Here is a 25,107-nt window from a genome sequence, read left to right on the forward strand (position 1 = left end):
GCACCCCATGCGATCGCGAGCCATCGGACTCGTCCTCGGGTTCGCCGCCGATCGCGTGCTCGGCGACCCGGCCCGGCACCACCCCGTGGCCGCCTTCGGCACGATCGCCGGCACGCTCGAACGGCGGGTCTGGGCCGACGACCGCCTCACGGGCGTCGCCTACACTGCAGCGCTCGTCGGGGGCACCGGTGCCGTCGGGCTCGTCGCCGACCGGCTCAGCGCGCGGCACCCCGTGGCCCGCACGCTGCTGACCGCGGCGGCGACGTGGGCCGTCGTGGGCGGACGGTCGCTCGGCCGCGAGGCCGAGCACGTCCTCGCCTGGCTCGAGGCCGACAACGTGCCGGCAGCGCGGCAGCAGCTGACCCACCTCGTCGGTCGCGACCCGTCACGGCTCGACGCCGGCGAGATCTCGCGCGCGACGGTCGAGTCCGTCGCCGAGAACACGTCCGACGCCGTCGTGGCGCCCCTGCTGGCCGGCGCCGTCGGTGGCGTCGGCGGGCTGATGGCCTATCGCGCGGCCAACACCCTCGACGCGATGGTGGGCCATCGCAGCGAGCGCCACCTGCGCTTCGGCTGGGCGGCCGCCCGCCTCGACGACGTGCTCAACCTCGCGCCGGCCCGGCTCTCCGCGCTGCTCGCGGCCGTCCTCGCCCCGACAGTCGGTGGACGCACCTCGGCGGCTTTCGAGGCGTGGACCCGCGACGCCCGCCGCCATCCCAGCCCCAACGCCGGACCCGTCGAGGCGTCGTTCGCCGGGGCCCTGGGCATCCAGCTCGGTGGCACCAACGTCTATGGCACCCGGATCGAGCACCGTCCGACGCTCGGCGACGGCGTGCCCGCGCAGCAGGACGACATCGGTCGCGCCGTACGTCTCGCCGACGCGGTGGCCGTGGGGGCCGTGGCGGTCAGTGCGTGGATCGCCGCACGACCCAGTCGGCGGCCTCTCTAGCACTCGGCACGGTCTCGACACCCGCGACGGCGGCCGCCCGACGCACCACGACGACCGGGATGCCCATCTCGCCGGCGACCCGCATCTTCGACCAGGTGTGGTCGCCCCCGGAGTCCTTGGTCACCAGTGCGTCGATCGTCGCCATGACGGCCCGCTCGTCGTCGAGGTCGTACGGGCCACGGCTCTGCAGCAGCGTCCATGCCTCGGGCAGCTCGATCTCGGGCGGATCGACGACCCGGACGACGGCCCGATGGTCGGCGAGAGGCCCGACGAAGCGGTGCAGCGACTGACGTCCGACCGTGAGGAAGGGCCGCTGGGCGAGGGTCGCGGTCAGCGCCGCTGCTGCATCGTGGTCGGCGACCCAGTGCCAGGTGTCGGCACCGGGGCGGTCGGACCAGCCGGGACGCTCGAGGCGGAGCAACGGCACGCCGTCGGCGGTGCACGCCTCGACCGCGTTGCGACTCATGCCCTCGGCGAACGGGTGCGTCGCGTCGACCACCGCCACGATGCGCTGCTCGGCAAGGTAGGACCGCAGACCGTTGACCCCGCCGAAGCCGCCGATCTGCACGGCACCCACGGGCAGCCTGGGCCGGGCCACCCGCCCGGCAAGGGACGACACGAAACGCACCTGCGCCTCGAGCAGCAGCCCTGCGAGGGCACGGGCCTCGGCCGTGCCGCCGAGCACCAGGACGGTCATGCGGGCCCCGCAGGCAGCAGCGGCAGGTCGGCCGGCGCCCCCGCCTCGGCCAGCGACAGCAGGACGTCGACGTCGAGCTTCTGCTCCACGAGGTCGCCCAGCAGGTCGAGACGTGCCTCGCGACGCTCGGCGAAGCTCACGTCGGACGGCTCGTAGGTGCCGCCGGCCAGGCCCGCAGCCTCGGCGAGGAACGCGCGGCGCAGCCCGTCGGACTCCAGGCTGCCGTGCCACATCGTGCCGAAGACGTTGCCCGCGCGCGCTCCCCCGAGGAACTCCTCGGCGTCGCCGCGGGTGATCCGCCCGTGGTGGATCTCGTAGCCGTGCGCCTCGGCACCGAGCGCCTCGCCCGTGGGCAGGCGCAGCACCTTGTCGGCCCCGAACGTCGTCGTGACGTCGAGCAGACCCAGTCCCTCGACCTGGGCGCCGGCGTCGCCCTCGACACCGTCAGGGTCGCTGATCGCGCGACCCAGCATCTGGAACCCGCCGCAGATGCCGAGGACGGGACGTCCCGCAGCGGCGTGGTCGAGGATCGCCCGGTCGAGGCCACGCGACCGCAGCCAGCGCAGGTCGGAGATCGTCGCTCGCGTGCCCGGCAGGACGACGATGTCGGCGTCGGTGACGTCGCGCGGATCGCTGGCGAAGAGCACGTCGACCCCGGGCTCCAGGCCCAGCGCGTCGACGTCGGTGAAGTTGCTGATGCGCGGCAGGCGGATGACCGCCACCTTCAGCGCGGCATCGTGCTCGACGGCGCGACGTCCGGCCAGGTCGAGAGCGTCCTCGGAGTCGAGCCACAGGTCGGCGCTCCACGGCAGGACGCCGTAGACGGGGCGACCTGTGGCGGCCTCGAGGCTCCGCAGCCCCGGCGCCAGCAACGTCTCGTCACCACGGAACTTGTTGACCACGAACCCGGCGATGAGCCGCTGGTCGGCGGGCTCGAGCAGCGCCACGGTGCCGTACATCGCGGCGAACACCCCGCCCCGGTCGATGTCGCCGACGACGATCGTCGGGATGTCGGCGTGCCGGGCCAGGCCCATGTTGACGTAGTCGCCGGCGCGCAGGTTGACCTCGGTCGGGCTGCCGGCGCCCTCGCACACCACGATGTCGTGACGCGCCGCGAGGTCGTCGAACGCCGCATGGGCGGCCGCGGCGAGGTGCGTGCGTCCGCCGATGAACTCCGCCGAGGTGATCTCGCCGGCCGGCTGCCCCATGACGACGACGTGGCTCGCCCTGTCGCCACCAGGCTTGAGCAGCACGGGGTTCATCGCTGCCTCGGGCACCGCGCGGGCGGCGAGCGACTGGATCCACTGGGCCCGGCCGATCTCAGCGCCGGTGCCGTCGGGGCCGAGGCACACCATCGAGTTGTTCGACATGTTCTGCGCCTTGTAGGGCGCGACCTTGAGCCCGCGGCGGGCGAAGGCCCGGCACAGCCCGGTCGTCAGGATGCTCTTGCCGGCGTCGGACGTCGTGCCGGCGACGAGCAGCGCTGTCATGCCAGGCCCTTGGCCGGTGAGCGGTGCAGCCACGGGGCGAGGAGGCGCGTGATCCACGGCAGGAAGACGTAGGTCATGAGGGGGGTCATCACGCAGACCGTGAGCAGCACCCGCGGCGCCAGCCACCAGTCGCTCAGATAGACCCGGCCCAGCTCGTTGGCGACCAGGCTCAACGGGAAGAACACGATGAAGATCGACACCATCTGCTTCCAGCGCGGGGGCGGGGCCGGCGTCGCCCGCAGGTCGCGCACGTCGACGCTCGACGGCTCGTCGAACCAGCCCTCGATGCCGGTGCGGTGCTCGCGCGCCGACTCGTCGACGATGCCCTGCGCGGAGTCGAGCCACCAGCGGCGCTGCGCCGACTGCTCCCACGACTCCAGCGACTCCTGCGAGGCGAACCGGTAGAGCATGTGCCACTCGGTCGAGTCGATCTCGGGGCGGATCCAGCCCGACCCCAGGAAGCCGTCGAACCGCTCGGCGAGCTCGGTGCCGGCGCGCAGCCAGGCGAGCATCTGGTCCTCCTGCGACGGATCGACGTGTCGCGTGATGGAGACGGTCACGGGTCCGGTCATGGATCAAGCCTAGGCCCGTGGTGGAACGACAAGACCCCCGGAGCCGAGGCTCCGGGGGTCTTGCTACTGATCTAGATCAGGGGGGTGAGTCAGAGGGGACGGATGTTCGTCGCCTGCAGGCCCTTCTGGCCCTGCTCGACGTCAAACTCGACCTTCTGGTTCTCGTCCAGCGAGCGGTAGCCGCTCGTCGCGATGGCCGAGAAGTGCGCGAACACGTCCTCGCTGCCGTCGTCGGGGGCGATGAATCCAAAGCCCTTGTCAGCGTTGAACCACTTGACGGTTCCTGTTGCCATTGTCTTGCTCCTTCATGCGAATTGTCATTCGCGCATTTCGCGAACGACCGTCGCGACACACATCCAACCGAGAAGAAATCAAGACCAAAACTTGGAACGTCATTCGTTCGTACAGCCCAACGTCGTGCAACTACCCACCACCCTACCGGTTAGGTGCACCCAGCCGTCAATCGTCGATCCTCGGCGTGTGCGCGGCGCCGGCCGGCGCGGGCGAGCTGACGGCTAGACCGACAGCTCCACCGAGGAGACGACGACACCGTTGGCGTCGGCATAGACGAAGGAGCGCAGGATCGGCTCCATCACCCGCACCTGCGAAGGGTGGGCGTCACACAGGTCAGGGGTCGCGAACACGGTGGATCCTCTCGACGGGTGAGCCCCACGCTACCGACGCCTGTGAGATCGGTCGGACGACCTGCCGACCGCGCTACCCGCGAGTACCGTTGACACATGACGCTCAGCGACGAACTCCGCATCTCCCTCGACGGCAAGTGGCGCCACGTCCGCGAGCAGTCCCGCAAGGAGCTCGCCGAGCTCGACCTCGCCTACGACCACGACCTGACGCTCGACGAGGCCCGCGCCCGCGTCCTCGACCAGATGAAGAAGCTGGTCCCGACCGGCATCCCCGCGGCGGGCTTCCGCGAGTCCAGCGGCGGCACCGGCGACCCGGGCATGGCCGTCACCGGCATCGAGATGCTCGCGCAGTTCGACCTCTCGCTGATGGTCAAGGCCGGCGTGCAGTGGGGACTGTTCGGCGGGGCGATCGAGAACCTCGGCACCGAGAAGCACCACCAGGCCTACATCCCCGGCCTCATCAACCTCGACATCCTCGGCTGCTTCGCGATGACCGAGTCGGGGCACGGCAGCGACGTCCAGAGCCTCGAGACGACCGCGACGTACGACCCGGCGACGCAGGAGTTCGTCATCAACTCCCCCACGCCGTCGTCGCGCAAGGACTACATCGGCGGTGCCGCGGCGCACGCCCAGGTCGCGGCGGTGTTCGCCCAGCTCATCACCAAGGGCGACTCGTACGGCGTGCACTGCTTCGTCGTGCCGCTGCGCGACGAGGACGGCAACGACCTGCCCGGCATCACGACGTCCGACGACAAGCACAAGGGTGGCCTCGGCGCGGTCGACAACGGCCGCATCATGTTCGACCAGGTGCGCATCCCCCGCGAGAACCTGCTCAACCGCTACGGCCAGGTCGACGAGGGCGGCACCTACTCCTCGCCCATCGACAGCTCCAACGCCCGCTTCTTCACGATGCTCGGCACCCTGATCCGCGGCCGCATCAGCGTCGGCGGGTCCGCCAGCGCCGCGACCGAGGTCGCGCTCAGCATCGCCGGTCGCTACGCGCTCAAGCGGCGTCAGTTCGGCCCCGACGCCGATCACGAGATCCTGCTCATGGACTACCGCATGCACCAGCGTCGGCTGCTCCCCCTGATCGCCAAGTCGTACGCGATGCGGTTCGCCCAGAACCAGCTCGTGGCGCGCATGGACCGCATCCAGAGCTCGGAGGAGCCGCCGCCCGCGCACCAGCAGCGCGAGCTCGAGAGCCGTGCAGCCGGCCTCAAGGCCGCCCAGACGTGGCACGCGACCCAGGCGATCCAGGAGGCGCGCGAGGCCTGCGGCGGTGCCGGCTACCTCGCCGAGAACCGCCTCACGACCCTCAAGGGCGACACCGACGTCTTCACGACGTTCGAGGGCGACAACCACGTGCTGTTCCAGCTCGTCGCCAAGGAGCTGCTCACCTCGTACGCCCAGGAGGTCGGCGGGCTCGACCCGGTCGGGCTCGTCCGCTTCGCTGCCGGCACCGTCGCCGACGTCGTCAAGGAGCGCACCGCGGCCTCGCAGCTCATCCAGCGCCTCATCGACGCGCGCCCCGGCAGCAGCGACGACAACCACGACCTGCTCGACCGCGGCACCCAGCTCAACCTGTTCGAGGACCGCGAGGAGCACGTGCTCGAGACAGCGGCCCGCCGCCTGCGCCGCGCAGGCAAGGACCCCGTCGAGGCGTTCACGGTCTTCAACGCCGCCCAGGACCACGTGATCCGCGCCGGCCGCGTCCACATCGAGCGCATCGTGCTCGAGGCGTTCACCGCCGGCATCGCGCGCTGCGAGGACCCGGAGGCGCAGGACCTGCTCCGCGACGTCTGCTCGCTCTACGCCCTCACCGCGATCGAGCAGGACCTCGCCTGGTTCATGGGCCACAACCGGCTGTCTGACCAGCGCGCCAAGACCGTCACCTCGCTCATCAACGAGCTGCTCGACAAGCTCCGGCCGCACACCCTGACCCTCATCGAGGGATTCGGCGTCCCGGAGTCGACTCTCAACGCCGCGATGCTGGTCGACTGACGCCCGGAGGACGTCGCGTGAACGCTCTGGGAAATACCCCACGGAGCACCCCGGCCCCGTGGCAGGATGAGACGTCCTTTCACAGATCCTTCGGGGAGATACACATGCGTATGACCACCCTGGCCAGGGGCGGAGCCGTCTCGACGGCCGCCGTCCTCGCCCTCACCCTCACCTCCGGTCCGGCCAACGCCGACTCGGACGACAGCGCCTCACTGCGCGCCAAGGCCACTGCGTCGCAGGGCCTGACCAACACCGGTGGTTCCGAGTGGGCCCCGGTCGCGGGTGGCAAGTCCACTGCCAACGTCAAGACGCCCTCCGTCGTCATCATCGACAAGCTGCGCATCGCCTCGGGCGTGCTCTTTCGCGATGGAAGCAACAGCGTCCAGATCCTCGAGATCAACGGCGAGCCGGGGTCGTCCACGGGCGGTCAGCCCCCCGTCAAGACGGCCTTCACGCTGAAGGTCGGCGACAAGACCCACCGTGGCGTCCTCTACAAGTACGACGAAGGCGCAGACGTGTCCTACTTCGACACCAAGAGCGGCTGGGGCTCCGGCAAGGCACAGATCCTGGCAACGACGGTCACCTACGCTGACGGCACGTCGTCGACCGACGGCACCGACAGCAACGTCTTCTACCTCCGCCGCGCCGTGAAGACGTCGGACCCGGCGGCGAAGATCAGCTTCTACAGCCCCGGCACCAAGGTCAAGGTCCAGCCCCGTGGCTGGAAGGTCTTCAAGCCGTCGAGCGGCAAGTACGTCTCGCTCGGCAAGGTGCGCCTGCAGTACCGCAAGAGCGGATCGTGGAAGACGCTCAAGAGCATCAAGCTCGACAGCCGCGGCAACGGCTCCTACACGTTCAAGGCGCCGACCCGCACCTACCGCCTGTACGTGCCGAAGACGTCGAACGTCCTCGGCAACAGCACCACATCGGTCACCGGCTGATCCCAGCCACCCGAAGGCCCTCGACCCGTACCGGGTCGGGGGCCTTCGCTCGTCCACCAGCGTTCATCGGCCGGACGACGAAAGACTGTCTGGTCCGCGCGGACGTGTGGAAGGATGAAGCGTCTTTCCAGACCATCCGACATCTCAGGGGAGTTTCACCATGCGTCCATCGACCCTCGTCCGCTCGGGAGCCGTGCTCACGGCCACCGCGCTCGCGATCACCCTCGGCACCGGCCCGGCCTCTGCCACCGACTCCACGTCGAGCAGCGCCGTCCGCGCCGCCGCGCCGGCCGCCGAGGCCCGCGGCTCCTTCGCCGACGCCGCCGCCCGGACCTCCGGACCGGTCAAGCCCGCGGCCGTCACGCTCGGCACCTTCCGGCTCAACTCCGGCGTCATCACGAGCAAGGACCTCACCGGCATCTTTGGCGACGTCATCCCGTCTGGCTCCGGCACGGTCACCTCGGCCGTGACGACCGTCACCGTCAACGGAGTCGTCAAGGGGCAGGTACCTCTCTACCCCGGTGACGACAACGGCGGCGTCGACATCCCGCGCGTCTGGGGCTCCGGCGCGGTCGTCCTCGGCCCGACGACGTTCAACTACCAGGGCGAGCCCAGCACGCTCGAGACCAAGAAGAGCAACACGTTCTACGTCCGCAAGAACATCAAGACGACCCGCAGCGACGGCATCGCCCTGAAGATCCGTCGGGTCAACAGCAACATCTCGTTCAAGGCCCAGCAGATCAAGATCGTCAACCCGTCGTCGGGTCAGTACGTCTCGGCCGGCTCGGTCAAGCTGCAGTACAAGTCGGGCACCACCTGGAAGACCAAGAAGACGATCAAGCTCGACAGCTCGGGCAACGGCTCCTACAGCCGCACCACGTCGAGCAAGTACCGCTACCGCCTCTTCATCTCCAAGACGTCGCGGAGCGTCGAGTTCCGCACCGAGCAGAGCAGCCGCATCTGATCGCGTCGCACCACTGACGAAGGCCTCCACCCGCCCGGGTGGGGGCCTTCGTGCGTGCGGGGCCCGGTCAGCCGAGCGGGACGACGTACGAGTCGACGCGAGAGATCAGCCCGTCGCGGAAGGTGAAGAGGTCGTTGAACGCAAAATGGAACGGGCCGTGTTCACGGTGCACCCCACGCCCCTCGCCCGTCGTGACGACGACCGCACCGGCCTCGATCACCCGGTCGACCCTCAGGTCAGGACTGCCGCTGAAGGCGGGATTCTCGATCTCGCCGTCGAACTCCGCCTTGCCCACCGTGGTGCGGTGACCGTGGATGACCCACTCGACGTCGTCCGTCAGCGTCGCGAGGACGCGCGCATGATCGCTCTCGCGGAACCCGTGGAAGTACTCGTCCACCAGACGCTGCTGCGGGGAGCTCTGAGTCATCGCCGTCTCCGATCGTGTCGTTGCGGTGATACTGCCAGACGCCGGTCAGGACAGAGCCTCAGTCCGAGAAGTCGCCCGAGGCCTGGCGCACGTGGCGGAGCAGCTCGTAGGCCTCGTCCTGCTGGCTCGCATCGAGACCGACGACCGCGAAGTCGATGTCCATGACGGCAGCGGTCGACTGGGCCAGCACCCGCTCACCCTCGTCGGTGAGCTCGGCGAACGTCCGTCGGCGGTCGGTCTCGTCGGCGACGCGGCGCACGAGGCCCTGCGACTCGAGCCGGTCCATCGCGTTGGTCACCGACGTCGGATGCACCATGAGCCGCTCGCCGATCTTGCTGAGCGGCAGGCGTCCGGCCGAGCTGAACGAGATCAGCTGCAGCACCTCGTAGCGCGCGAAGGTGATGCCGAACGGCTTGAGCGCCGCGTCGAGCTCGGAGCTGATGAGCTGCTGCACCCGCATGATCGAGGTCGCGAGCCGCATCGAGCGGGACTCACCGATGTGCCGGTCCCAGATCGCGGAAGCGCGCTCGATGGGGTCGAAGGGGAGCTTGGGCTCGCTGGGCACCGCCCCATCGTAGGGGACCGGGTCCGACGCCACGGCATCCCGCTCGTCGACCGTTCCCGGTAGCCTGACGGCATGACCGGGGGGTTTGGCGTATGGATCGATGCACTGCGGACGTCTGCGACCGAGTGGGACGCCCAGGCAGAAGAGCTGCGCGGGGCGCGCCGATCGCTCAACTCGGCGTCGTCGTCGACGGCTGACCTCGGGCCTCGGGTCGCGCCCGCCGCCGAGGCCTTCCTCGACGCCTGGATCAACGGCCTCAAGGACCGCGTCGAGGACGCCGCCGCTCACTCGACCGCGCTTTCCGACGCCGTCACCGCCTATCAGGTCACCGACGCCGCCCAGTCCGAACGACTCGCCCAGCTGCTGCCGTGGGACGAGCGCAACCTGACCCCGGAGGGCTGATGCCGACCGTCATCATCCCGGCCCCGCCGCCCACCGTCCCGGCCCTCGAGGCTGACGCCGACGCCACCGCGGTCTCGTCCGCCCTGCGCCGCGCCGGCTCGACCACCTCGAGCATCGCCGACTGGGCCCACGACGGGGGCGCTCCCGCCGACTGGACGGGAGATGCGGCCGAGGCCGCGTCTCACGCGCGCACGTCGTTCGGCTCCGAGCTCGACATCGTGGTGACGGTCATCGGTCACGTGGCGGGCGCCTGCGAGCGCTACGAGTCGGCCCTCGTCGGCCTGAAGTCACAGCGCGACACGCTCGTCGAGGAGCGCTCCTCCCTGTCCGGCCGGCAGAGCGACTTCGCACAGCGGGCCGCGACCTACACCGAGGACGAGGAGGCCGGGCTCGTCTCGGAGTCGACCACGTTGCAGGGCGACATCGACGCCTTCGTCGACCGCGTCGAAACCTGGCAGACCTCCCTCACGCGGGCCGAGGACACGCTCATCGCCGCGTTCCAGTCGGTCGACACTGCCGCCGAGGCCGACCAGTTCACCGCCGGTCAGTCGCAGGGCGTCCAGTCGACGATGAACCGCCTGATCGACAACGGCACGCTGCCCGAGGACGTCCGCGGCATGGACGCGACGCAGCTGCGCGAGTATCTCGCCGACCACCCCGACGTCGCCCGCCAGCTCTCCGAGCAGCAGCCGGCGCCGGGCGCGACCGGCCCCGAGGGCGTCCTGGCCGGGCTGCTGCAGCCGGCGTTCACGACCACCGACGGTGCAGCCGACCTGCACGAGCAGCGACGCACCGACGCGCGCACGCTGTTCGAGGGCCTCTCACCCGCCGACGCGAGCCTGCTCGCGACCCTCTTCCCCGGCGCCGTCGGCAACATGTCGGGCGTCCCGTTCGACTATCGCGCCGACGCCAACGCGGTCAACGTCATCGTGGCGCTCGACGACGAGCAGGACCAACTACGCGACCTCGAGGACCAGCACCAGGACAACCAGCACGACGGGGACCTGTTCGGGCGCAACAACAACGACCTCGACGACCCGATCAGCGACTCCCAGGACCGGATCGAGCTCTATCAGTCGATCCTCGACGGCGACCGCCAGATCATCTTCTTCGATGCCGCCGACGACGGTGCGATCGCCGAGCTGCACGGCGACATCGACTCGTCGACGCAGAACGTCGGCGTCAGCGTGCCCGGCACGACGACCGACATGTCGAGCTACCAGGGGGTCGCCGACAAGTCGGAGAACTTCGTGGCTGATTCCGGAGGCGATCTGGCGATGATCTCGTGGATGGGCGGCGACCTGCCCGACGACATCATCAAGGACGCACCCTTTGCCGACTACTCCGAGCGGCTCGGCCCCGGTCTCGCCGACTTCTCGCACGACGTGCGCCAGGAGATCGAGCACTCGGCGGCCGCCCCCAACGACGTGCAGACGACCTACCTCGGGCACTCCTACGGTGGAGCCGTCGTGGGCCGGGCCGAGCTCTCCGGGCTCGATGCCGACCGCGTGCTGCACGTCGAGTCGGCCGGCATGGGCCATGACATCTGGTCGCCCAGCGACCTGCCCGACTCACAGCAGGGCGTCGACCGCTACTCCATGACCGCGCCGGGCGACATCATCGGAGACATCCAGGGCATGCAGGTCGGCGACATCGGCCACGGCGCCGACCCGGACGGCTTCGACGGCACGACCCGTCTCGACACCGGCGACAGGACCGACGGCACCCCCAACATCGGCAAGGACTCGCACTCCAACGTCTTCCAGCGTCAGTCTGACGCCTACACCAACATGCTCGAGGTGCTGAACGGTGGCGAGGTGACGACCTATCGTGAGCCCGAGTACGAGGACCCGCCGCTCTATCCCTACCCGGGATGGACCCCCGAGCAGACGGGCTGGGAGACACCTGGCGAACGGATCGACATCGAATGAGACGACTCTTCGCGGCAGTAATGCTGATCAGCATGGCGGCTCTGGCCGCCTGTGGCGACAAGGAGGACGAGATGGTGGACCAGGAAAAGGTCGAGAGCGTGGCGGCCGAGGCTCGAGCTTCGATCGACAAGCTTGCAGCCCTTGTCGGATCACGTCCGCAGGTTCAGGACGATGTGATGACCGACTGCGTGCCGGGCGATCGAGAGTCCGGCACGATGCTCAGCTACGGCGTGAAGGTGTCGATCACGGACGACGCGCTTGACCGCCTGTCGTCTGAGATCGCCGACAGCTTCGAGGGTGATGGCTGGACGGTCAAGCGCGAGACGTACAGCAATCGCGTTCGGTTCCAGCGCGGGAACGCCACGATCGGCGCGACGATCTTTCCTGGCCGCGGGTTCGCGGTTGTCAGTGGGTCCGGCGGCTGCGTGAAGTGAGACTCGCGCCGACCGACCTCACGGCTCGGGCGGATGCGTCCCGTGACAGGAGACGGTGGCCTTAATTAGTTGGATGTCCTAGTATTGGACTTCCACAGATCTTTGGGAGCCTGCATGCCCGACCTCCACGTCCCCGCGAACCCCGTCCGGTTCGTCACCGCGTCCGCGCTGTTCGACGGCCACGACGCGTCGATCAACATCATGCGGCGCATCTTCCAGAGCCAGGGCGCCGAGGTCATCCACCTCGGGCACAACCGCTCGGTCAAGGAGGTCGTCGACGCGGCGATCGAGGAGGACGTGCAGGGCATCGCGGTGTCGTCCTATCAAGGCGGCCACGTCGAGTACTTCGAGTACCTCGTGGAGTCGCTGCGCGAGCAGGGCGCCGGGCACATCCACGTCGTCGGAGGCGGTGGCGGCGTCATCGTCCCCGACGAGATCGCCCGGCTGCGCCAGTCAGGCGTCACGATCTTCTCGCCCGAGGACGGGCAGCGCCTGGGCCTCGTCGGCATGATCAACTCCGTCGTCAAGGACTGCGACTTCGACCTCAAGGCAGTCGGGGAGCTCGACCTCGACGCGGTCGTCGCGGGCGACCGCGCATCGATCGCACGGGCCATCACGTATGCCGAGTCCGGCTCGCTCTCCGACGACCAGCGCGAACGGATCCGCTCGGCTGCGGCCGGCCACACGTCCCCCGTGCTCGGCATCACCGGCACGGGCGGCTCCGGCAAGTCGTCGCTCACCGACGAGCTCGTGCGCCGCTTCCGCGTCGACCAGCAGGACAAGCTGCGCATCGCCGTCATCGCGGTCGACCCGACCCGCCGTCGCGGAGGCGGCGCCCTGCTCGGCGACCGCATCCGCATGAACTCCCTCGACGGCGAGCGCGCCTACTTCAGGTCGCTGGCCACCCGCGGCTCGCACGAGCTGCCCGAGTCGCTCGCCGACGTCATCGACGTCGTGAAGGCAGCCGGCTTCGACCTCGTCATCGTCGAGACCCCCGGCATCGGCCAGGGCGACGCCGCGATCGTCCCCTACGTCGACTCCTCGATGTACGTCATGACGCCGGAGTTCGGCGCCGCCTCGCAGCTGGAGAAGATCGACATGCTCGACTTCGCCGACACCGTGGCGATCAACAAGTTCGAGCGTCGAGGCGCCAAGGACGCGCTGCGCGACGTCGGGCGTCAGATGGTCCGCAACCGCGAGGCGTTCGGCAAGAAGCCAGAGGACATGCCGATCTTCGGCACGTCCGCCGCGACGTTCAACGACGACGGTGTCACCGCGCTCTACCAGCACCTGCGCGACACCTTGGGCGAGCAGGGTCTGCCCGTCGAGGAGGGCATCCTTCCCGCCGTCGACGTCCGCCACTCCAGCGGCATCCGTCAGGTCGTGCCGTCCGACCGGGTCCGCTACCTCGCCGAGATCACCGAGACGATCCGCGGCTTCCACGCCGACACCGAGCGGCTCGCGACGGCGGCGAGCCGTGCGCAGCGTCTAGAGCTCGTGGCCGGCGAGGACCTCTCGGCCACCTCCCGGGACGAGATCTCGGGCCTGCTCACGGAGGCGAGGAAGGCTCTCCCGGCCGAGATCGCCGACCAGATCGAGGCCTGGCCCACCGTCGTCGAGTCGTACTCCGGCGACGAGATGGTCGTGACGGTCCGCGACAAGGAGATCCACACCCAGCTGACCCGCGAGTCGCTGTCGGGCACCAAGGTGCCGCGCGTCTCGCTGCCGAAGTTCACCGACCACGGCCAGCTCGTGCGCTACTGGCGCAAGGAGAACCTGCCGGGCTACTTCCCGTTCACCGCGGGCGTCTTCTCGTTCAAGCGCGACGGCGAGGACCCGGCCCGCATGTTCGCCGGCGAAGGCGACCCGTTCCGGACCAACCGCCGCTTCAAGCTGCTGTCGCACGACGGCGACGCCACGCGCCTCTCGACCGCGTTCGACTCCGTGACCCTCTACGGCCGCGACCCCGACCCACGCCCCGACGTCTACGGCAAGGTCGGCACCTCCGGCGTCTCGGTCGCGACGCTCGACGACATGAAGGCGCTCTACGACGGCTTCGACCTGGTCGCTCCCACCACATCGGTGTCGATGACGATCAACGGCCCCGCGCCGACGGTGCTCGCCTTCTTCCTCAACACCGTCATCGACCAGCAGGTCGACGCGTTCCGCGAGCGGGAGGGCCGCGAGCCGTCGGCCGACGAGCACGCCGAGCTGCGGTCGTACGCGCTGCGGTCGGTCCGCGGCACCGTGCAGGCCGACATCCTCAAGGAGGACCAGGGCCAGAACACGTGCCTGTTCTCGACCGAGTTCTCGTTGCGGATGATGGGCGACATCCAGCAGTACTTCATCGACGAGGGCGTGCGGAACTTCTACTCCGTCAGCATCTCGGGCTATCACATCGCCGAGGCCGGGGCGAACCCCATCAGCCAGCTCGCGTTCACGCTGTCCAACGGGTTCACCTACGTCGAGTCCTACCTCGCACGCGGCATGGACATCGACGACTTCGCGCCCAACCTGTCGTTCTTCTTCTCCAACGGCATGGACCCGGAGTACTCCGTGCTCGGCCGTGTCGCCCGCCGCATCTGGGCGGTCGCGATGAAGGAGAAGTACGGCGCCAACGAGCGCTCGCAGAAGATGAAGTACCACGTGCAGACGTCGGGCCGCTCGCTCCACGCGCAGGAGATGGACTTCAACGACATCCGCACGACCCTGCAGGCCCTCATCGCGATCTACGACAACGCCAGCAGCCTGCACACCAACGCGTACGACGAGGCCGTCACGACCCCCTCGGAGGAGTCGGTGCGCCGCGCCCTCGCGATCCAGATGATCATCAACAAGGAGTGGGGCCTCGCGATGAACGAGAACCCGACCCAGGGGGCGTTCATCACCGACGAGCTGACCGACCTCGTCGAGGCGGCCGTGCTGGCCGAGTTCGACGCGATCAACGAGCGCGGCGGCGTGCTCGGCGCGATGGAGACCGGCTACCAGCGCGGTCGCATCCAGGACGAGTCGATGCTCTACGAGCACAAGAAGCACGACGGCTCGCTGCCCATCATCGGCGTCAACACGTTCCGCAAGCCCCACGTCGAGGGCGAGGAGCCGCCGACCGTCGAGCTCGCCCGCGCGACGGAGGCCGAGAAGGAGTCGCAGCTCTCCCGGGTGCGCGGCTTCCAGGAGTCGCACACGTCCGAGGCTGCCGAGGCCATCGAGCGGCTGCGGCTCGCCGCGATCAACGACGAGAACGTCTTCGCGGTCCTGATGGATGCCGCTCGTGTCTGCTCGCTGCAGCAGGTCACCGAGGCGTTCTTCGAGGTCGGCGGGCAGTACCGCAGGAACGTCTAGTCGACCTCCTCGCTCCTGCGGCAACTTTCGCCCCGCCCGGCGCATCTCTTCGTGACGACGACGGTCACGAAGGGGGTCCGGCATGACGATGGTGCAGGAGCAGCGGCGAGCGCTCGGGGAGTCCGTGGCGACGCCCCGCGCGCAGCACGCGCAGCGCGACGACATCCAGGGGTTGCGCGCGCTCGCGGTGCTGGTCGTGGTGGCCTATCACGCGGGGCTGCCCTTCGTGCCCGGCGGATTCGTCGGTGTCGACCTGTTCTTCGTGCTGTCGGGCTTCCTCATCACGCAGCTGCTCCTGCGCGAGATCACGGCCACCGGCACCGTGAGCCTGCGGGAGTTCTGGGCGCGACGGGCGCGGCGCATCCTGCCGGTGTCGGTCCTCGTGCTCATCACCACGATGATCGCCTCACGCGTGCTCATGAGCCCGCTCGAGCGACCTGCGATCGGGACCGACGTGCTGTGGTCGGCGCTGTTCTCGGGCAACTGGCGGTTCGCCCAGCAGCAGACCGACTACCTCGCCGCCGACCGTGACCCCTCGCCGGTGCTGCACTACTGGAGCCTCGGCGTGGAGGAGCAGTTCTACCTGGTCTGGCCGGTCCTCCTGATCGTCCTGGCCGTCGTCTGGCGCCTGTCCGGGCGGCGGCCGCGGGCGTACGCCGTCGTGTTCGGCGGTGCCTTTGTCGCCGTGATCCTGGTGTCCCTCGCCTGGTGCGTCCGCACCACCGCGACCGACCAGCCGTACGCCTTCTTCGGCACCCCCGCCCGTGCGTGGCAGCTCGCGGCCGGCGCGCTGACCGCTCTCGCAGTGCCCGTGCTCGTGCGGCTGCTCCCCCGCACACGCGTCGTCCTCGCCACCGCGGGGATCGCCGGCTTCGCGCTCTGCGTCGCCGCGCTCGACGAGGCGGGCGTCGCCGGCCTGACCTATCCGTCGTGGCTCGCCGTGGCACCCACGGCTGCCGGGGTGTTGCTGGTCGCCGCCGGCACGGGTGGCTCCACCCCGCTGGGCCGGCTCCTCTCGGTGCGCCCGCTGACGTACGTCGGTGACATCTCGTTCTCGCTCTATCTCTGGCACTGGCCTGTGCTGGTCATCGGCATGGCGGCGATCGGCGCCGAGACCCCGGACGTCCGGATCGCCCTCGTGGTGCTCGCCCTCGGCCTCAGCGTCGTCAGCCACCACCTGGTGGAGAACCCGCTGCGCCGTGCGCGCGTGCTGGCTCGACGCCCGGCGCTCAGCCTCGCGTTCGGCGTCGCGCTCGTCGCCGCCGTGCTTCCGGTCGCCTCCTATGCCTCGGCGACCGGGACGATCGACCGGGTCACGGTGGCACCGGTCGCTCAGGGCGGGACGCCCACGGCCACACCGGCGACGCCCGAGACGATCACCCCCGCGCTGGAGGACGCCGCCGGTGACGAGGGCCCGTTCAAGGCGAGCGGGTGCCACGTGGGGTTCTCGCAGGAGACGACGCCGTCGTGGGACGGCTGCACCTTCGCGGACCGCGGCGGCTCGCGCGAGGTGGTCGTGCTGGGCGACTCCATCGCCGGCGCGGTGGGTCCCGCCGTCGTCAGGGCGGGCGAGCAGCATGGCTGGGCCGTCACGGTCTGGGCCAAGAGCAGCTGCCCCATGGCCGACGTCACCCGCTTCGACGCCGCACGCGGTGGCGCCTACCTGGCCTGCGACGCCTTCCGTGAGGCGGCGCTGCGGGAGATCGAGCAGCGACACCCCGACGTCGTCGTCCTCGCCATGAGCCGTCTCACGACCGAGCGCGTGACGGTCGACGGCGAGATGGCCGGCGGCCGCGAGTCGGTCGTCCTCGCCACCGAGGGCATGGAGCGCACGGTCGACCGGCTGCATGCGGCCGGCATCGGGGTCGTGCTCTCGGACTCCCCGAACCGTGCGCCCTTCTTCCCGACGGACTGCCTCGCCGAGACGCGGGACGCCCGTCAGTGCACCTTCCACGTCAACGGGAAGACGTCGATCATGGCCGCGACGTCAGACGCGATGGGTGACGACGTCGTCCTGGTGGAGCCCAACGAGGCGGTCTGCCCCGACGGGACGTGCCAGCCCGTCGTCGACAACGTCGTGGTCTATCGCGACAAGGTGCACTTCACGCAGACGTTCGCCCGGACGCTGGCCGACCGGTTCACGGCGGGCGTCGACGCCGCCCTCAGGTGACGGGCCTGGCGATGGCCGCGACGTCGTCCTCGCCGTGGCCGCTCTCGATCTCGGCGCGTAGTGAGGCGGCGGCCGCCTCGACCGCCGGGAGCGGCTCCGCCGTGGTCTGCAGCATCAGGCCGAGGTCCTTCGCCAGGGCGTTGACCGAGAACTGGGCGTCACTGAAGTCACCGCCCCGGACCAGGTCGCCCTTCATCCCGGCGATCGCCTGCAGCATGGTCTTGTCCTGCACCTGGGCGAGCACCTCGTCAGTCGTCAGGCCTCCGCCGCGTCCCAGCCGCAGCGCCTCGGCGAGGCCCTGGAGCGACACGGCCAGCGCGAGGTTGGCGACGAGCTTGCCGGTCGCGGCCCTTGCGGCGTCGTCGAGGACGTGGAGCCGATCGGGGTCGGCCCAGAGCGAGACGACGGGCAGCGCGACGTCGGTGGCGGCCTTCGTGCCTCCCAGCAGCACCCCGAGCTGCCGGGCGCGGGCCGGCGCCAACGAGCCGATGACCGGCGAGTGCGCGTACGCGACCCCGTGCTCGGCCGCCCACGCTGCGAGCTCGGTCGCGTCGGACGGCGCGACGGTCGTGATGTCCACCCAGGTGGCGCCCTCGGCGAAGGGCAGCTCTCCGCGGAGCACGACGTCGCGGACCGTGTCGGGTCCGAACAGCGTCGTGACGACGAGCTCGGCACCAGCGACCGCGTCGGCGGCGGAGTCGGCCACCCGCACCCCCTTCGGCTCGAGGGCGCGGGCGCGCTCCGGGCTGCGGTTCCAGACCGTCACGTCGTGTCCGGCGTCGATGATGTGCAGGACCAGCTCTCGACCCATGCGGCCGAGTCCGAGGAAGGCGATACGCATGTCCTCGACACTAGTTCGGCCTCGCAGAGCCCGCCGCCCGGCGACGGCTAGCGTGGTGGCATGGCCACGCCGGAGTTCGTCCTCGACCTGCGCGACAAGATCGGCACGGCGCCGCTGTGGCTCTCGGGCGTGACGGCCGTCGTCGTGAGGGGCGACGACGTGCTGCTCGTCCGTCGTGCCGACACCGGTGAGTGGACGCCCGTCACCGGGATCATCGACCCGGGCGAGGAGCCGTCCGTCGCCGCCGAGCGGGAGGTCTTGGAGGAGGCCGACGTACGGGCCACCGCCGAGCGCCTCTGCTGGGTGCACGTGACGCGGATGTACACCTACGCCAACGGCGACCAGTCGCAGTATGTCGACCTCGTGTTCCGGGCCCGCTGGGACGCCGGCGAGCCGTCTCCCGCCGACGGCGAGAACACCGAGGCACGGTGGTTCCCCCGCGACGCCCTGCCCGAGATGTCGCACGACATGCGGCAGCGGGTCGACGCCGCCCTGAGCGAGCGGGTCGAGGCCCGTTTCGGGCCGTTCGGCGACTGATCGGCAGCGCACGGCCGCCGCCGACTATCGTCGGAGGGTGAGCACTTCCCTTCCCACGTACGAGCAGGTCCTCGAGCTGGCGGCCCCGATCGACCGCACCGTCCCGCCGGAGTTCATCGACGAGAACGGCCACATGAACATCAGCCGCTACCTCGAGCTGGGCGGCACTGCTCTTTGGCAGCGCTGCCAGATCGAGCTCGGCATGCCGGAGGACTACATCGCCACCCGGGGCATGTCGACGTTCACCGCCGAGCACCACCTCACCTACTACGCAGAGATCCTCGAGGGCGAGCGCGTCTCGGTCCATCCGCGACTCATCGCCCGGTCCGACAAGGTGCTCCACACCGCGACCCTGATCCTCAACCGCACGCGGCAGCAGCTGGCCTGCGTCGTCGAGGCCACGCTCGTCCACATGGACATGACCGCCCGTCGTCCGACGCCCTTCCCCGACGACGTGGCCGACCTGGCCGACGCCGCGCTCAAGGCCGACGACCTCGCGTGGGCCGCTCCGCTGAGCGGCTCCATGGGAGTGCGTCGCCGGTGAACGACGACCTCGGGCACCCGGTCGACGTCGCCCACCCGGCCCGCCGGGTGGTGTCGCTCGTGCCGTCGCTGACCGAGGCGATCGCCGCGACCCGCCCCGAGGCACTGGTCGGCGCGACGGACTGGTGCACCCACCCCGCCGACCTCGACGTCACGCGGGTGAGAGGCACCAAGAACCCGGACCGCGCCGCCATCGCCGCGCTGGCGCCTGACCTGGTGATCGCCAACCAGGAGGAGAACCGCGAGCTCGACGTCACCCGCCTGCGCGACGCCGGCATCCAGGTCTGGGTGACCGAGATCGAGACCCTCGACCAGGCGTTCACCTCGATGCGCCGGATGTTCGTCGACGCGCTCGGGTGGGACGTGCCGCAGTGGCTCGTCGACGCCGAGGAGGTGTGGGCCGCGCCCCCGGCAGCCGACGGCCGCCGGGTCGCGATCCCGATCTGGCGCGACCCGTGGATGGTCGTGGGCGCACGGACGTTCACCGGCGACCTCGTCACCCGGCTGGGGCTCGTCCACGCGTTCGGTGACAGCGCAGACCGCTATCCCCACGTCGAGGTCGACGACATCGATGCTGACCTCGTCCTGCTGCCCGACGAGCCGTACGTGTTCACCGCCGACGACGGGCCGGAGGCGTTCGGCTCGACCCCGACGACGCTGGTCTCCGGCCGAGCGCTGACCTGGTACGGCCCGTCGCTGGTGACAGCCCGCGCCGACCTCGAGCAAGCCCTCAACCCCTCCGGTCCCTAGCGACACAGCCGAATCCGCTCCCTAGCGACGAAGTCGCGGGAGGGAGCGCCAGCGACCGAAGGGACCCACCCAAGCAGTCACGCCTAGACCCTTCGGTCGCTCGTACCTCGCTCCCTCCCGCTCGCAAGCTCGCTAGGGACCGGACGGGGAGACATCTCGCAAGCTCGCTAGGGGACGAGGTGCCAGCCGAATCCGCTCCCTAGCGACGAAGTCGCGGGAGGGAGCGCCAGCGACCGAAGGGACCCACCCCCTCACGCGTACTGCGACGGATCAGTGACCCTCACTCCGGGACCCGACTCGATCAGCCGCTTCTTCTTGCTCCGGGTCCACCCGTGCACCCGCCGCTCACGCCCCCACGCCTCGGACACCCGGTCGTACTGCTCGAAGTAGACGAGCGTGACCGGGAGCCGTTTTCGTGTGTACGCCGCACCGAGGCCCTCGCTGTGCTCCCAGAACCGTCGCTTCAGGTCGCGGGTGCTGCCGGCGTAGAACGTCCCGTCGGCACAGATCAGGAGATAGAAGTAGCCCATCGCTGCATCGTCGGCCTCGCGGCTGCGTTGCGCATCTCGCTGTCCACAGCCCCTTCGGTCGCTCGTACCTCGCTCCCTCCCGCTCGCAAGCTCGCTAGGGAACGGACGGGATGCCGAATCCGGTCCCTAGCGACGAAGTCGCGGGAGGGAGCGCCAGCGACCGAAGGGACCCACCCAGACAGTCACGCCTAGCCCCTTCGGTCGCTCGTACCTCGCTCCCTCCCGCTCGCAAGCTCGCTAGGGACCGGGGTGGAGGCACCTCGCAAGCTCGCTAGGGGACGGGGTGCCGGCCGAACCCGGTCCCTAGCGACGAAGTCGCGGGAGGGAGCGCCAGCGACCGAAGGGACCCACCCAGACAGTCACGCCTAGCCCCTTCGGTCGCTCGTACCTCGCTCCCTCCCGCTCGCAAGCTCGCTAGGGGACGGGGTGGGACGGGGTGGGGGACGGGGTGGGGTGTAGGGGTTGTCAGCGGGATGTGAAGGCTCGGACGAGGCGCTGCGCCTCGTCGGAGGTGACCGCTGCGGCGATCGTCGCCGACTCGTCGGCACCCTGCTCGGGACCCGTGGTGTCCCACGAGCTGCGGATCAGCCGCTTGGCCTGGCCGAGGGCCGCCGGCGCCGTGTCGGCCCACGTGCGGGCGATCTCGTCGACCTTGGTCTCGACCTCGTCGTCGGCGACGACGTACGTCACCAGACCCCAGTCGCGCGCCTCGGCCGCTGTCAGCACCCGGCCCGTCAGCGCGAACTCGAGCGCCCGGTGCTGGCCGATCGCCCGGGGCACCAGGTAGGACACGCCGCAGTCGGGCGTCAGGCCGATGCCCGGATAGGCCATGACGAACTTGGTCGACTCCGACGCCACGATGACGTCGGCGCTCAGCATGACGGCGAGACCGGCTCCGGCCACGGCCCCGCGCACGCCGGCGACGACGGGCTTGGGCAGGTCGGCGAGGTCGCGCAGGGCGCCTTCGAGCGCGTTGGCGAGCTCGAGCAGGTACGCGGCAGGCTCCTGCGCCGCGACGAACGACGCCACGTCGCCCCCGGCGCAGAACCGCTTGCCCTCGGCCGTCAGGGTGATCGCCTGGACGTCATCGCCGCTGACCGCGTCGACCGCGAGCGCCATGTCGCGGGCGGCCGGGAGGTCGAAGGAGTTGGCCTGGTCGGGTCGTGCGAGGACGATCCGACCGATGCCGTCGACGATCGAGTGGGTGACTGCGGCCATGGGGCGCCTGCCTTCGTGCGGGGTCTGGGTCGAGCCCAGCCTAGAGCGCCTGCCCGCGACCTACTTGTCGGCCGTGACCTTCTTGGCGGCGGTCTTCTTGGCCGTCGTCTTCTTGGCGGCACCGCGACGCGGCGAGCGCGCCTCGACCGTCGTGGGCTTCAGCGCGACGACCGGCGGCGTCTCGCCGACGATCGCGTTGTGGCTGCCCCAGACGAGGTACTTGGCCGTGAGGTTGATCAGCGTCGCGAACCGGTTGCGGTTGCCCAGCAGGGTGGCGATGTGCAGGCCGACCCAGATGATCCAGGCCGGGAAGCCCTTGAGCCGCGGCAGGAACTTGATCTCGGCGACGGCGGACGAGCGGCCGATGGTCGCCATCGTCCCCTTGTCCTTGTACTTGAACGGCTTGGGCAGGCTCTTGCCCTTGAGCTCGGCGTTGATGACCTTGGCGACGTGCTTGCCACCCTGGATGGCCGGCTGGGCCAGCTGCGGGAGCGGCTCGTCGGGGCTGACCGAGACGTCACCGATCGCGTAGACGTCGGTCATGCCCTTGACGCGCAGGTGCTCGTCGGTCTCGATGCGCCCACCGCGACCCTGCGGCACCGACCACTCCTTGACCGTCGAGTGCGCCGTGATGCCCGAGGCCCACACGACGATGCCGGCCGGCAGGAACTCCTGCTCGCCGTTGTGCTCGACGAGCACACCGTCCTCGCGGACCTCCTTGACGGCGGTCTCGAGGCGCAGGTCGACGTCGCGCTTCTCCAGCGAGTTCCTGGCGTAGTCGCGCAGCTTGGGGTGGAACGGGCCGAGCACGTGCGGCAGCATCTCGATCAGCGTGATGTGGACGCGCTTGGTGTCGAGCTCGGGGTAGGTCGTCGGCATGTCGTTGTTGCGCAGCTCGGCGAACGCACCGGCGGTCTCGACGCCGGTGGCGCCACCACCGACGACGATGATGCGCAGGTCACGGTCCTGGCCGTTGATCGCGGCGTCCTCGAGGTTGGCGAACATCTTGTCGCGGACGGCGAGCGCCTGCGAGCGGCGGTAGAGCGGCATGGAGTACTGCTCGGCGCCGGGGATGCCGAAGAAGTTGGCGGTCACGCCGACCGCGATGACGAGCTGGTCGTACTTGACGTCGAGGCCACCGTCGAGCTGCAGCGTCTTGGCGTCGTGGTCCATCGAGATGACGGTGCCCTTGAGGAAGCGCACGTTGGACTGCTTGGCGCGGATCGCGCGCAGGAACCAGGTGATGTCGCCGGGGTTGAGGCTGGCGGTCGCGACCTGGTAGAGCAGCGGGTTGAACGTGTTGTAGTTGTGACGGTCGATCAGCGTGACGTCGACGTCGGCGCGCTTGAGCTTGCGGACGGCTGCGATACCTCCGAATCCGCCTCCCACGACGACGACGTGGGGGCGTTTCTGACCGGACGCAGTGCTGTCTGACATGTTTTCAGTCTAGTCCTCGCACCAGAGACGGCGCACATCGCGTGCGGAGGATGTGACCACCATCATGTCTTGACAAACCAGCGCTTCGACTCAGGCTTGCGCAGCTGCACGATCACGACGATCGAAGCGGCCGTCCAGGGCAGCCCCACAGGGAAGAACACGATCGACGTGATCGTCGTGACGACGGCCATCACGAACAGGAAGACACCCGCCGAACGCTTCCGGGCGAGGGTGAGCGACGACGCCGCGATGCCGCCGATCGAGAGCGCGACGCACAGGCCGGAGACCAGCAGCGAGGCCCGGTAGAGCTGGTCGTAGTCCATCCCGGAGTCGACGAGCCGGTCGCTGAACGGGCTGTCGCGCATGAGCGACTCGTAGTCGTTGCCGATCAGGCCCAGCGTGAGGAGGGCGAGGGCCGACATGCCGCCCACGACGATCGAGCCGACCAAGGTGACCCAGCCCGCGACGCTGACCGACTTCGGCAGGCGCTCCGACCCGGCGTGGACCTGGGGATCGGTCCAGCCGGGATGCACCGGATGCACGGGCTGCGCCGGCCCGGCGACCGGCTCCACCACCGCCGCCGCTGGCGCCGCGGCCTTCTCGGCTGCCCTCTTGCTGGGCTTCTTGACCGGCAGGACCATCGGCTCGCCGGTGCGCAGTGCGCGGAACCAGGCCTTGGACTCGCCGGTCCAGAGCCGGACCGTGAAGGCGATGGCGAGCGCACCGATGACGGCGTCGAAGAACGATCCCCCGGTCGCGCCGAGGAAGAAGAAGATGCCGACCAGGGTCATCACGACCGTGAGGCCGACACGGCTGGCCCGGTCACCGCGGGCGGTGTAGACCGCGAACACGACGCCGGCCGCGGCGAGCACGGCGAGGACGGTCAGGAACACCTTGTAGGCCGACTCGGCCGATGCCTGCGACATGCCGCCGTCGCGCAGAGCCCTGAGAAGCGGCGCGACCTTGTCAGCACCGTTCTCGGCGTTCCACGTGGAGACGAGCACCATCGCGCGGATGCTCTGGATGGCGGCGAGGCCGCCGAGGTAGGCACAGGCCGCCGCCAGCATGGGAGGACGCTTCGGCGCGGGGGCATTCATGCGCCCATCCCATCATGGCGGGGCAAGGAGGATGCGGTCAGAGCCCGCCGACGGCCACGCCGATCCGCGCGATCTCCTCGACCAGGTCGTCGCGGCCCAGCGGGAGCCCGTCGGCCAGCCACCGGCTGACGACCTCGGTCGTGCCGGCGACGACGAGCAGGCCGACCATCCGGTGGCGGTCGTCCGGGGGCGACGCCTGCAGCACGTCAGACATCAGCAGGTCGGCGAACGTGTCGATCGCGGCGTCGCGTCGTGCCCGGAGCACGGGATGACCGGGGGCCTCGACGTACATCCGCGCCCGTCGCCGGTCGCGGTCGAGCTCGTCGACGAGCGCGCCGACCGTCACGGTCGCCCGGTCGGCCACCGTCGGTGACGCGCCGGTGAGCGCTGCCCTGATCGCCTCGAGGACGTCGACGAACATCGCATCGATCGCGACGGCGAGGATCTCGTCGCGGTCGCCGAAGCTCTCGTAGAAGTAGCGCTTCGTCAGTCCGGCCCGGGCGCACACGGCCTCGACCGTGGTGTCGAGGACGCCGACGTCGAGCACCGTGTCGAGCAGCGCCTCGACCAGTCTGGCCCGTCGTTCCAGGCGCCGATCGTCGGCGCTCACGCCACGGTACGAGCG

Annotated in this window: 25 protein-coding genes; 12 read left to right on the forward strand and 13 right to left on the reverse strand. The window is 69.9% G+C overall.

Features of this window, described 5'->3' with window-relative positions:
• Positions 1-7 precede the first annotated feature (7 nt).
• Positions 8-949: a cobalamin biosynthesis protein gene (locus HQK15_RS02315; protein WP_173489812.1), complete on the forward strand. Its 942-nt coding sequence runs from the start codon at positions 8-10 to the stop codon at positions 947-949.
• On the opposite strand, the gene HQK15_RS02320 is transcribed toward HQK15_RS02315, so the two are convergent.
• The 5 genes from HQK15_RS02320 to HQK15_RS18735 all read right to left on the reverse strand — a co-directional run bounded on the left by HQK15_RS02320 (position 906) and on the right by HQK15_RS18735 (position 4,352).
• Positions 906-1,646: a cobalt-precorrin-6A reductase gene (locus HQK15_RS02320; protein WP_173489813.1), complete on the reverse strand. Its 741-nt coding sequence runs from the start codon at positions 1,644-1,646 to the stop codon at positions 906-908. The two genes, HQK15_RS02315 and HQK15_RS02320, sit on opposite strands and share 44 nt — an antisense overlap.
• Positions 1,643-3,136 carry a cobyric acid synthase gene (locus HQK15_RS02325; RefSeq protein ID WP_173489814.1) on the reverse strand — a complete coding sequence of 498 codons (1,494 nt, stop codon included), beginning with the start codon at positions 3,134-3,136 and terminating at the stop codon, positions 1,643-1,645. The genes HQK15_RS02320 and HQK15_RS02325 overlap by 4 nt, the downstream gene beginning before the upstream one ends.
• Positions 3,133-3,708 (reverse strand): antibiotic biosynthesis monooxygenase, encoded by a 576-nt coding sequence (locus HQK15_RS02330; protein WP_173489815.1) that lies wholly within the window; start codon positions 3,706-3,708, stop codon positions 3,133-3,135. The genes HQK15_RS02325 and HQK15_RS02330 overlap by 4 nt, the downstream gene beginning before the upstream one ends.
• Positions 3,709-3,797: 89 nt before the next feature.
• The gene (locus tag HQK15_RS02335; protein WP_056208020.1) at positions 3,798-4,001 is read right to left on the reverse strand and encodes a cold-shock protein; all 204 of its coding nucleotides are present in this window, start codon (positions 3,999-4,001) and stop codon (positions 3,798-3,800) included.
• 222 nt (positions 4,002-4,223) lie between these two features.
• On the reverse strand, positions 4,224-4,352 hold the full coding sequence (locus HQK15_RS18735; protein ID WP_302477471.1) for a hypothetical protein: 129 nt from the start codon (positions 4,350-4,352) through the stop codon (positions 4,224-4,226).
• A gap of 96 nt (positions 4,353-4,448) precedes the next feature.
• Between HQK15_RS18735 and HQK15_RS02340 the strand changes: the two genes are divergently transcribed.
• From HQK15_RS02340 to HQK15_RS02350, 3 genes are all read left to right on the forward strand, one after another.
• A complete protein-coding gene (locus HQK15_RS02340) occupies positions 4,449-6,353 on the forward strand; it encodes an acyl-CoA dehydrogenase family protein (RefSeq protein ID WP_173489816.1) in 1,905 nt (634 codons plus the stop codon).
• A gap of 104 nt (positions 6,354-6,457) precedes the next feature.
• Positions 6,458-7,294 carry a hypothetical protein gene (locus tag HQK15_RS02345; RefSeq protein ID WP_173489817.1) on the forward strand — a complete coding sequence of 279 codons (837 nt, stop codon included), beginning with the start codon at positions 6,458-6,460 and terminating at the stop codon, positions 7,292-7,294.
• A 160-nt stretch (positions 7,295-7,454) separates the two neighbouring features.
• The gene (locus HQK15_RS02350; protein WP_173489818.1) at positions 7,455-8,258 is read left to right on the forward strand and encodes a hypothetical protein; all 804 of its coding nucleotides are present in this window, start codon (positions 7,455-7,457) and stop codon (positions 8,256-8,258) included.
• 67 nt (positions 8,259-8,325) lie between these two features.
• Here HQK15_RS02350 and HQK15_RS02355 read toward each other — a convergent pair whose 3' ends face one another.
• Positions 8,326-8,685: a nuclear transport factor 2 family protein gene (locus HQK15_RS02355; protein ID WP_173489819.1), complete on the reverse strand. Its 360-nt coding sequence runs from the start codon at positions 8,683-8,685 to the stop codon at positions 8,326-8,328.
• 58 nt (positions 8,686-8,743) lie between these two features.
• Positions 8,744-9,250 (reverse strand): MarR family winged helix-turn-helix transcriptional regulator, encoded by a 507-nt coding sequence (locus HQK15_RS02360; protein ID WP_367649036.1) that lies wholly within the window; start codon positions 9,248-9,250, stop codon positions 8,744-8,746.
• 72 nt (positions 9,251-9,322) lie between these two features.
• On the opposite strand from HQK15_RS02360, the gene HQK15_RS02365 reads away from it, so the two are divergent.
• The 5 genes from HQK15_RS02365 (at position 9,323) to HQK15_RS02385 (ending at position 17,529) form a co-directional block, all read left to right on the forward strand.
• Positions 9,323-9,652, forward strand: coding sequence for a type VII secretion target (locus HQK15_RS02365; RefSeq protein ID WP_173489820.1), 330 nt, complete (start codon positions 9,323-9,325; stop codon positions 9,650-9,652).
• Positions 9,652-11,583 carry an alpha/beta hydrolase gene (locus HQK15_RS02370; protein WP_173489821.1) on the forward strand — a complete coding sequence of 644 codons (1,932 nt, stop codon included), beginning with the start codon at positions 9,652-9,654 and terminating at the stop codon, positions 11,581-11,583. Before HQK15_RS02365 ends, HQK15_RS02370 begins: the two co-directional genes overlap by 1 nt.
• A gap of 32 nt (positions 11,584-11,615) precedes the next feature.
• Entirely contained in the window at positions 11,616-12,017 is a 402-nt protein-coding gene (locus HQK15_RS02375) for a hypothetical protein (protein WP_217361322.1), read from the forward strand.
• Between the two features lie 114 nt (positions 12,018-12,131).
• The gene (icmF, locus tag HQK15_RS02380) at positions 12,132-15,359 is read left to right on the forward strand and encodes a fused isobutyryl-CoA mutase/GTPase IcmF (protein ID WP_173489823.1); all 3,228 of its coding nucleotides are present in this window, start codon (positions 12,132-12,134) and stop codon (positions 15,357-15,359) included.
• Positions 15,360-15,441: 82 nt separating this feature from the next.
• Positions 15,442-17,529, forward strand: a complete 2,088-nt coding sequence (locus tag HQK15_RS02385) for an acyltransferase family protein (protein WP_173489824.1) — start codon at positions 15,442-15,444, stop codon at positions 17,527-17,529.
• Here HQK15_RS02385 and HQK15_RS02390 read toward each other — a convergent pair.
• Positions 17,522-18,370, reverse strand: a complete 849-nt coding sequence (locus tag HQK15_RS02390) for an NAD(P)-dependent oxidoreductase (protein WP_173489825.1) — start codon at positions 18,368-18,370, stop codon at positions 17,522-17,524. The two genes, HQK15_RS02385 and HQK15_RS02390, sit on opposite strands and share 8 nt — an antisense overlap.
• A 60-nt stretch (positions 18,371-18,430) precedes the next feature.
• Here HQK15_RS02390 and HQK15_RS02395 point away from each other — a divergent pair, with 60 nt between their 5' ends.
• The 3 genes from HQK15_RS02395 to HQK15_RS02405 are packed head-to-tail and all read left to right on the forward strand — an operon-like array spanning position 18,431 to position 20,200.
• Positions 18,431-18,907, forward strand: coding sequence for an NUDIX hydrolase (locus tag HQK15_RS02395; protein ID WP_173489826.1), 477 nt, complete (start codon positions 18,431-18,433; stop codon positions 18,905-18,907).
• A gap of 37 nt (positions 18,908-18,944) precedes the next feature.
• The gene (locus tag HQK15_RS18380) at positions 18,945-19,451 is read left to right on the forward strand and encodes a thioesterase family protein (protein WP_173489827.1); all 507 of its coding nucleotides are present in this window, start codon (positions 18,945-18,947) and stop codon (positions 19,449-19,451) included.
• Positions 19,448-20,200 carry a helical backbone metal receptor gene (locus HQK15_RS02405; protein WP_173489828.1) on the forward strand — a complete coding sequence of 251 codons (753 nt, stop codon included), beginning with the start codon at positions 19,448-19,450 and terminating at the stop codon, positions 20,198-20,200. Before HQK15_RS18380 ends, HQK15_RS02405 begins: the two co-directional genes overlap by 4 nt.
• Before the next feature lie 251 nt (positions 20,201-20,451).
• On the opposite strand, the gene HQK15_RS02410 is transcribed toward HQK15_RS02405, so the two are convergent.
• From HQK15_RS02410 to HQK15_RS02430, 5 genes are all read right to left on the reverse strand, one after another.
• Complete coding sequence (locus HQK15_RS02410; RefSeq protein ID WP_173489829.1) at positions 20,452-20,730, reverse strand: GIY-YIG nuclease family protein; 279 nt, start codon at positions 20,728-20,730, stop codon at positions 20,452-20,454.
• 465 nt (positions 20,731-21,195) lie between these two features.
• Positions 21,196-21,948, reverse strand: a complete 753-nt coding sequence (locus HQK15_RS02415) for an enoyl-CoA hydratase/isomerase family protein (RefSeq protein WP_173489830.1) — start codon at positions 21,946-21,948, stop codon at positions 21,196-21,198.
• 60 nt (positions 21,949-22,008) lie between these two features.
• Positions 22,009-23,385, reverse strand: coding sequence for an NAD(P)/FAD-dependent oxidoreductase (locus HQK15_RS02420; protein ID WP_173489831.1), 1,377 nt, complete (start codon positions 23,383-23,385; stop codon positions 22,009-22,011).
• A gap of 62 nt (positions 23,386-23,447) precedes the next feature.
• Complete coding sequence (locus HQK15_RS02425) at positions 23,448-24,482, reverse strand: hypothetical protein (protein WP_173489832.1); 1,035 nt, start codon at positions 24,480-24,482, stop codon at positions 23,448-23,450.
• 37 nt (positions 24,483-24,519) lie between these two features.
• The gene (locus HQK15_RS02430; RefSeq protein WP_217361323.1) at positions 24,520-25,092 is read right to left on the reverse strand and encodes a TetR/AcrR family transcriptional regulator; all 573 of its coding nucleotides are present in this window, start codon (positions 25,090-25,092) and stop codon (positions 24,520-24,522) included.
• Positions 25,093-25,107: the final 15 nt, after the last annotated feature.

This window comes from Aeromicrobium stalagmiti (assembly GCF_013283745.1).
Classification (GTDB): domain Bacteria; phylum Actinomycetota; class Actinomycetes; order Propionibacteriales; family Nocardioidaceae; genus Aeromicrobium; species Aeromicrobium stalagmiti.

What these genes read in the sequence shown, in the direction of transcription:
- HQK15_RS02315 (WP_173489812.1), top strand. Translation starts at nt 8, where the DNA reads ATGCGATCGCGAGCCATCGGACTCGTCCTCGGGTTCGCCGCCGATCGC.
- HQK15_RS02320 (WP_173489813.1), bottom strand. Translation starts at nt 1,646, where the DNA reads ATGACCGTCCTGGTGCTCGGCGGCACGGCCGAGGCCCGTGCCCTCGCA.
- HQK15_RS02325 (WP_173489814.1), bottom strand. Translation starts at nt 3,136, where the DNA reads ATGACAGCGCTGCTCGTCGCCGGCACGACGTCCGACGCCGGCAAGAGC.
- HQK15_RS02330 (WP_173489815.1), bottom strand. Translation starts at nt 3,708, where the DNA reads ATGACCGGACCCGTGACCGTCTCCATCACGCGACACGTCGATCCGTCG.
- HQK15_RS02335 (WP_056208020.1), bottom strand. Translation starts at nt 4,001, where the DNA reads ATGGCAACAGGAACCGTCAAGTGGTTCAACGCTGACAAGGGCTTTGGA.
- HQK15_RS02340 (WP_173489816.1), top strand. Translation starts at nt 4,449, where the DNA reads ATGACGCTCAGCGACGAACTCCGCATCTCCCTCGACGGCAAGTGGCGC.
- HQK15_RS02345 (WP_173489817.1), top strand. Translation starts at nt 6,458, where the DNA reads ATGCGTATGACCACCCTGGCCAGGGGCGGAGCCGTCTCGACGGCCGCC.
- HQK15_RS02350 (WP_173489818.1), top strand. Translation starts at nt 7,455, where the DNA reads ATGCGTCCATCGACCCTCGTCCGCTCGGGAGCCGTGCTCACGGCCACC.
- HQK15_RS02355 (WP_173489819.1), bottom strand. Translation starts at nt 8,685, where the DNA reads ATGACTCAGAGCTCCCCGCAGCAGCGTCTGGTGGACGAGTACTTCCAC.
- HQK15_RS02365 (WP_173489820.1), top strand. Translation starts at nt 9,323, where the DNA reads ATGACCGGGGGGTTTGGCGTATGGATCGATGCACTGCGGACGTCTGCG.
- HQK15_RS02370 (WP_173489821.1), top strand. Translation starts at nt 9,652, where the DNA reads ATGCCGACCGTCATCATCCCGGCCCCGCCGCCCACCGTCCCGGCCCTC.
- HQK15_RS02375 (WP_217361322.1), top strand. Translation starts at nt 11,616, where the DNA reads ATGGCGGCTCTGGCCGCCTGTGGCGACAAGGAGGACGAGATGGTGGAC.
- icmF (WP_173489823.1), top strand. Translation starts at nt 12,132, where the DNA reads ATGCCCGACCTCCACGTCCCCGCGAACCCCGTCCGGTTCGTCACCGCG.
- HQK15_RS02385 (WP_173489824.1), top strand. Translation starts at nt 15,442, where the DNA reads ATGACGATGGTGCAGGAGCAGCGGCGAGCGCTCGGGGAGTCCGTGGCG.
- HQK15_RS02390 (WP_173489825.1), bottom strand. Translation starts at nt 18,370, where the DNA reads ATGCGTATCGCCTTCCTCGGACTCGGCCGCATGGGTCGAGAGCTGGTC.
- HQK15_RS02395 (WP_173489826.1), top strand. Translation starts at nt 18,431, where the DNA reads ATGGCCACGCCGGAGTTCGTCCTCGACCTGCGCGACAAGATCGGCACG.
- HQK15_RS02410 (WP_173489829.1), bottom strand. Translation starts at nt 20,730, where the DNA reads ATGGGCTACTTCTATCTCCTGATCTGTGCCGACGGGACGTTCTACGCC.
- HQK15_RS02415 (WP_173489830.1), bottom strand. Translation starts at nt 21,948, where the DNA reads ATGGCCGCAGTCACCCACTCGATCGTCGACGGCATCGGTCGGATCGTC.
- HQK15_RS02420 (WP_173489831.1), bottom strand. Translation starts at nt 23,385, where the DNA reads ATGTCAGACAGCACTGCGTCCGGTCAGAAACGCCCCCACGTCGTCGTC.
- HQK15_RS02425 (WP_173489832.1), bottom strand. Translation starts at nt 24,482, where the DNA reads ATGAATGCCCCCGCGCCGAAGCGTCCTCCCATGCTGGCGGCGGCCTGT.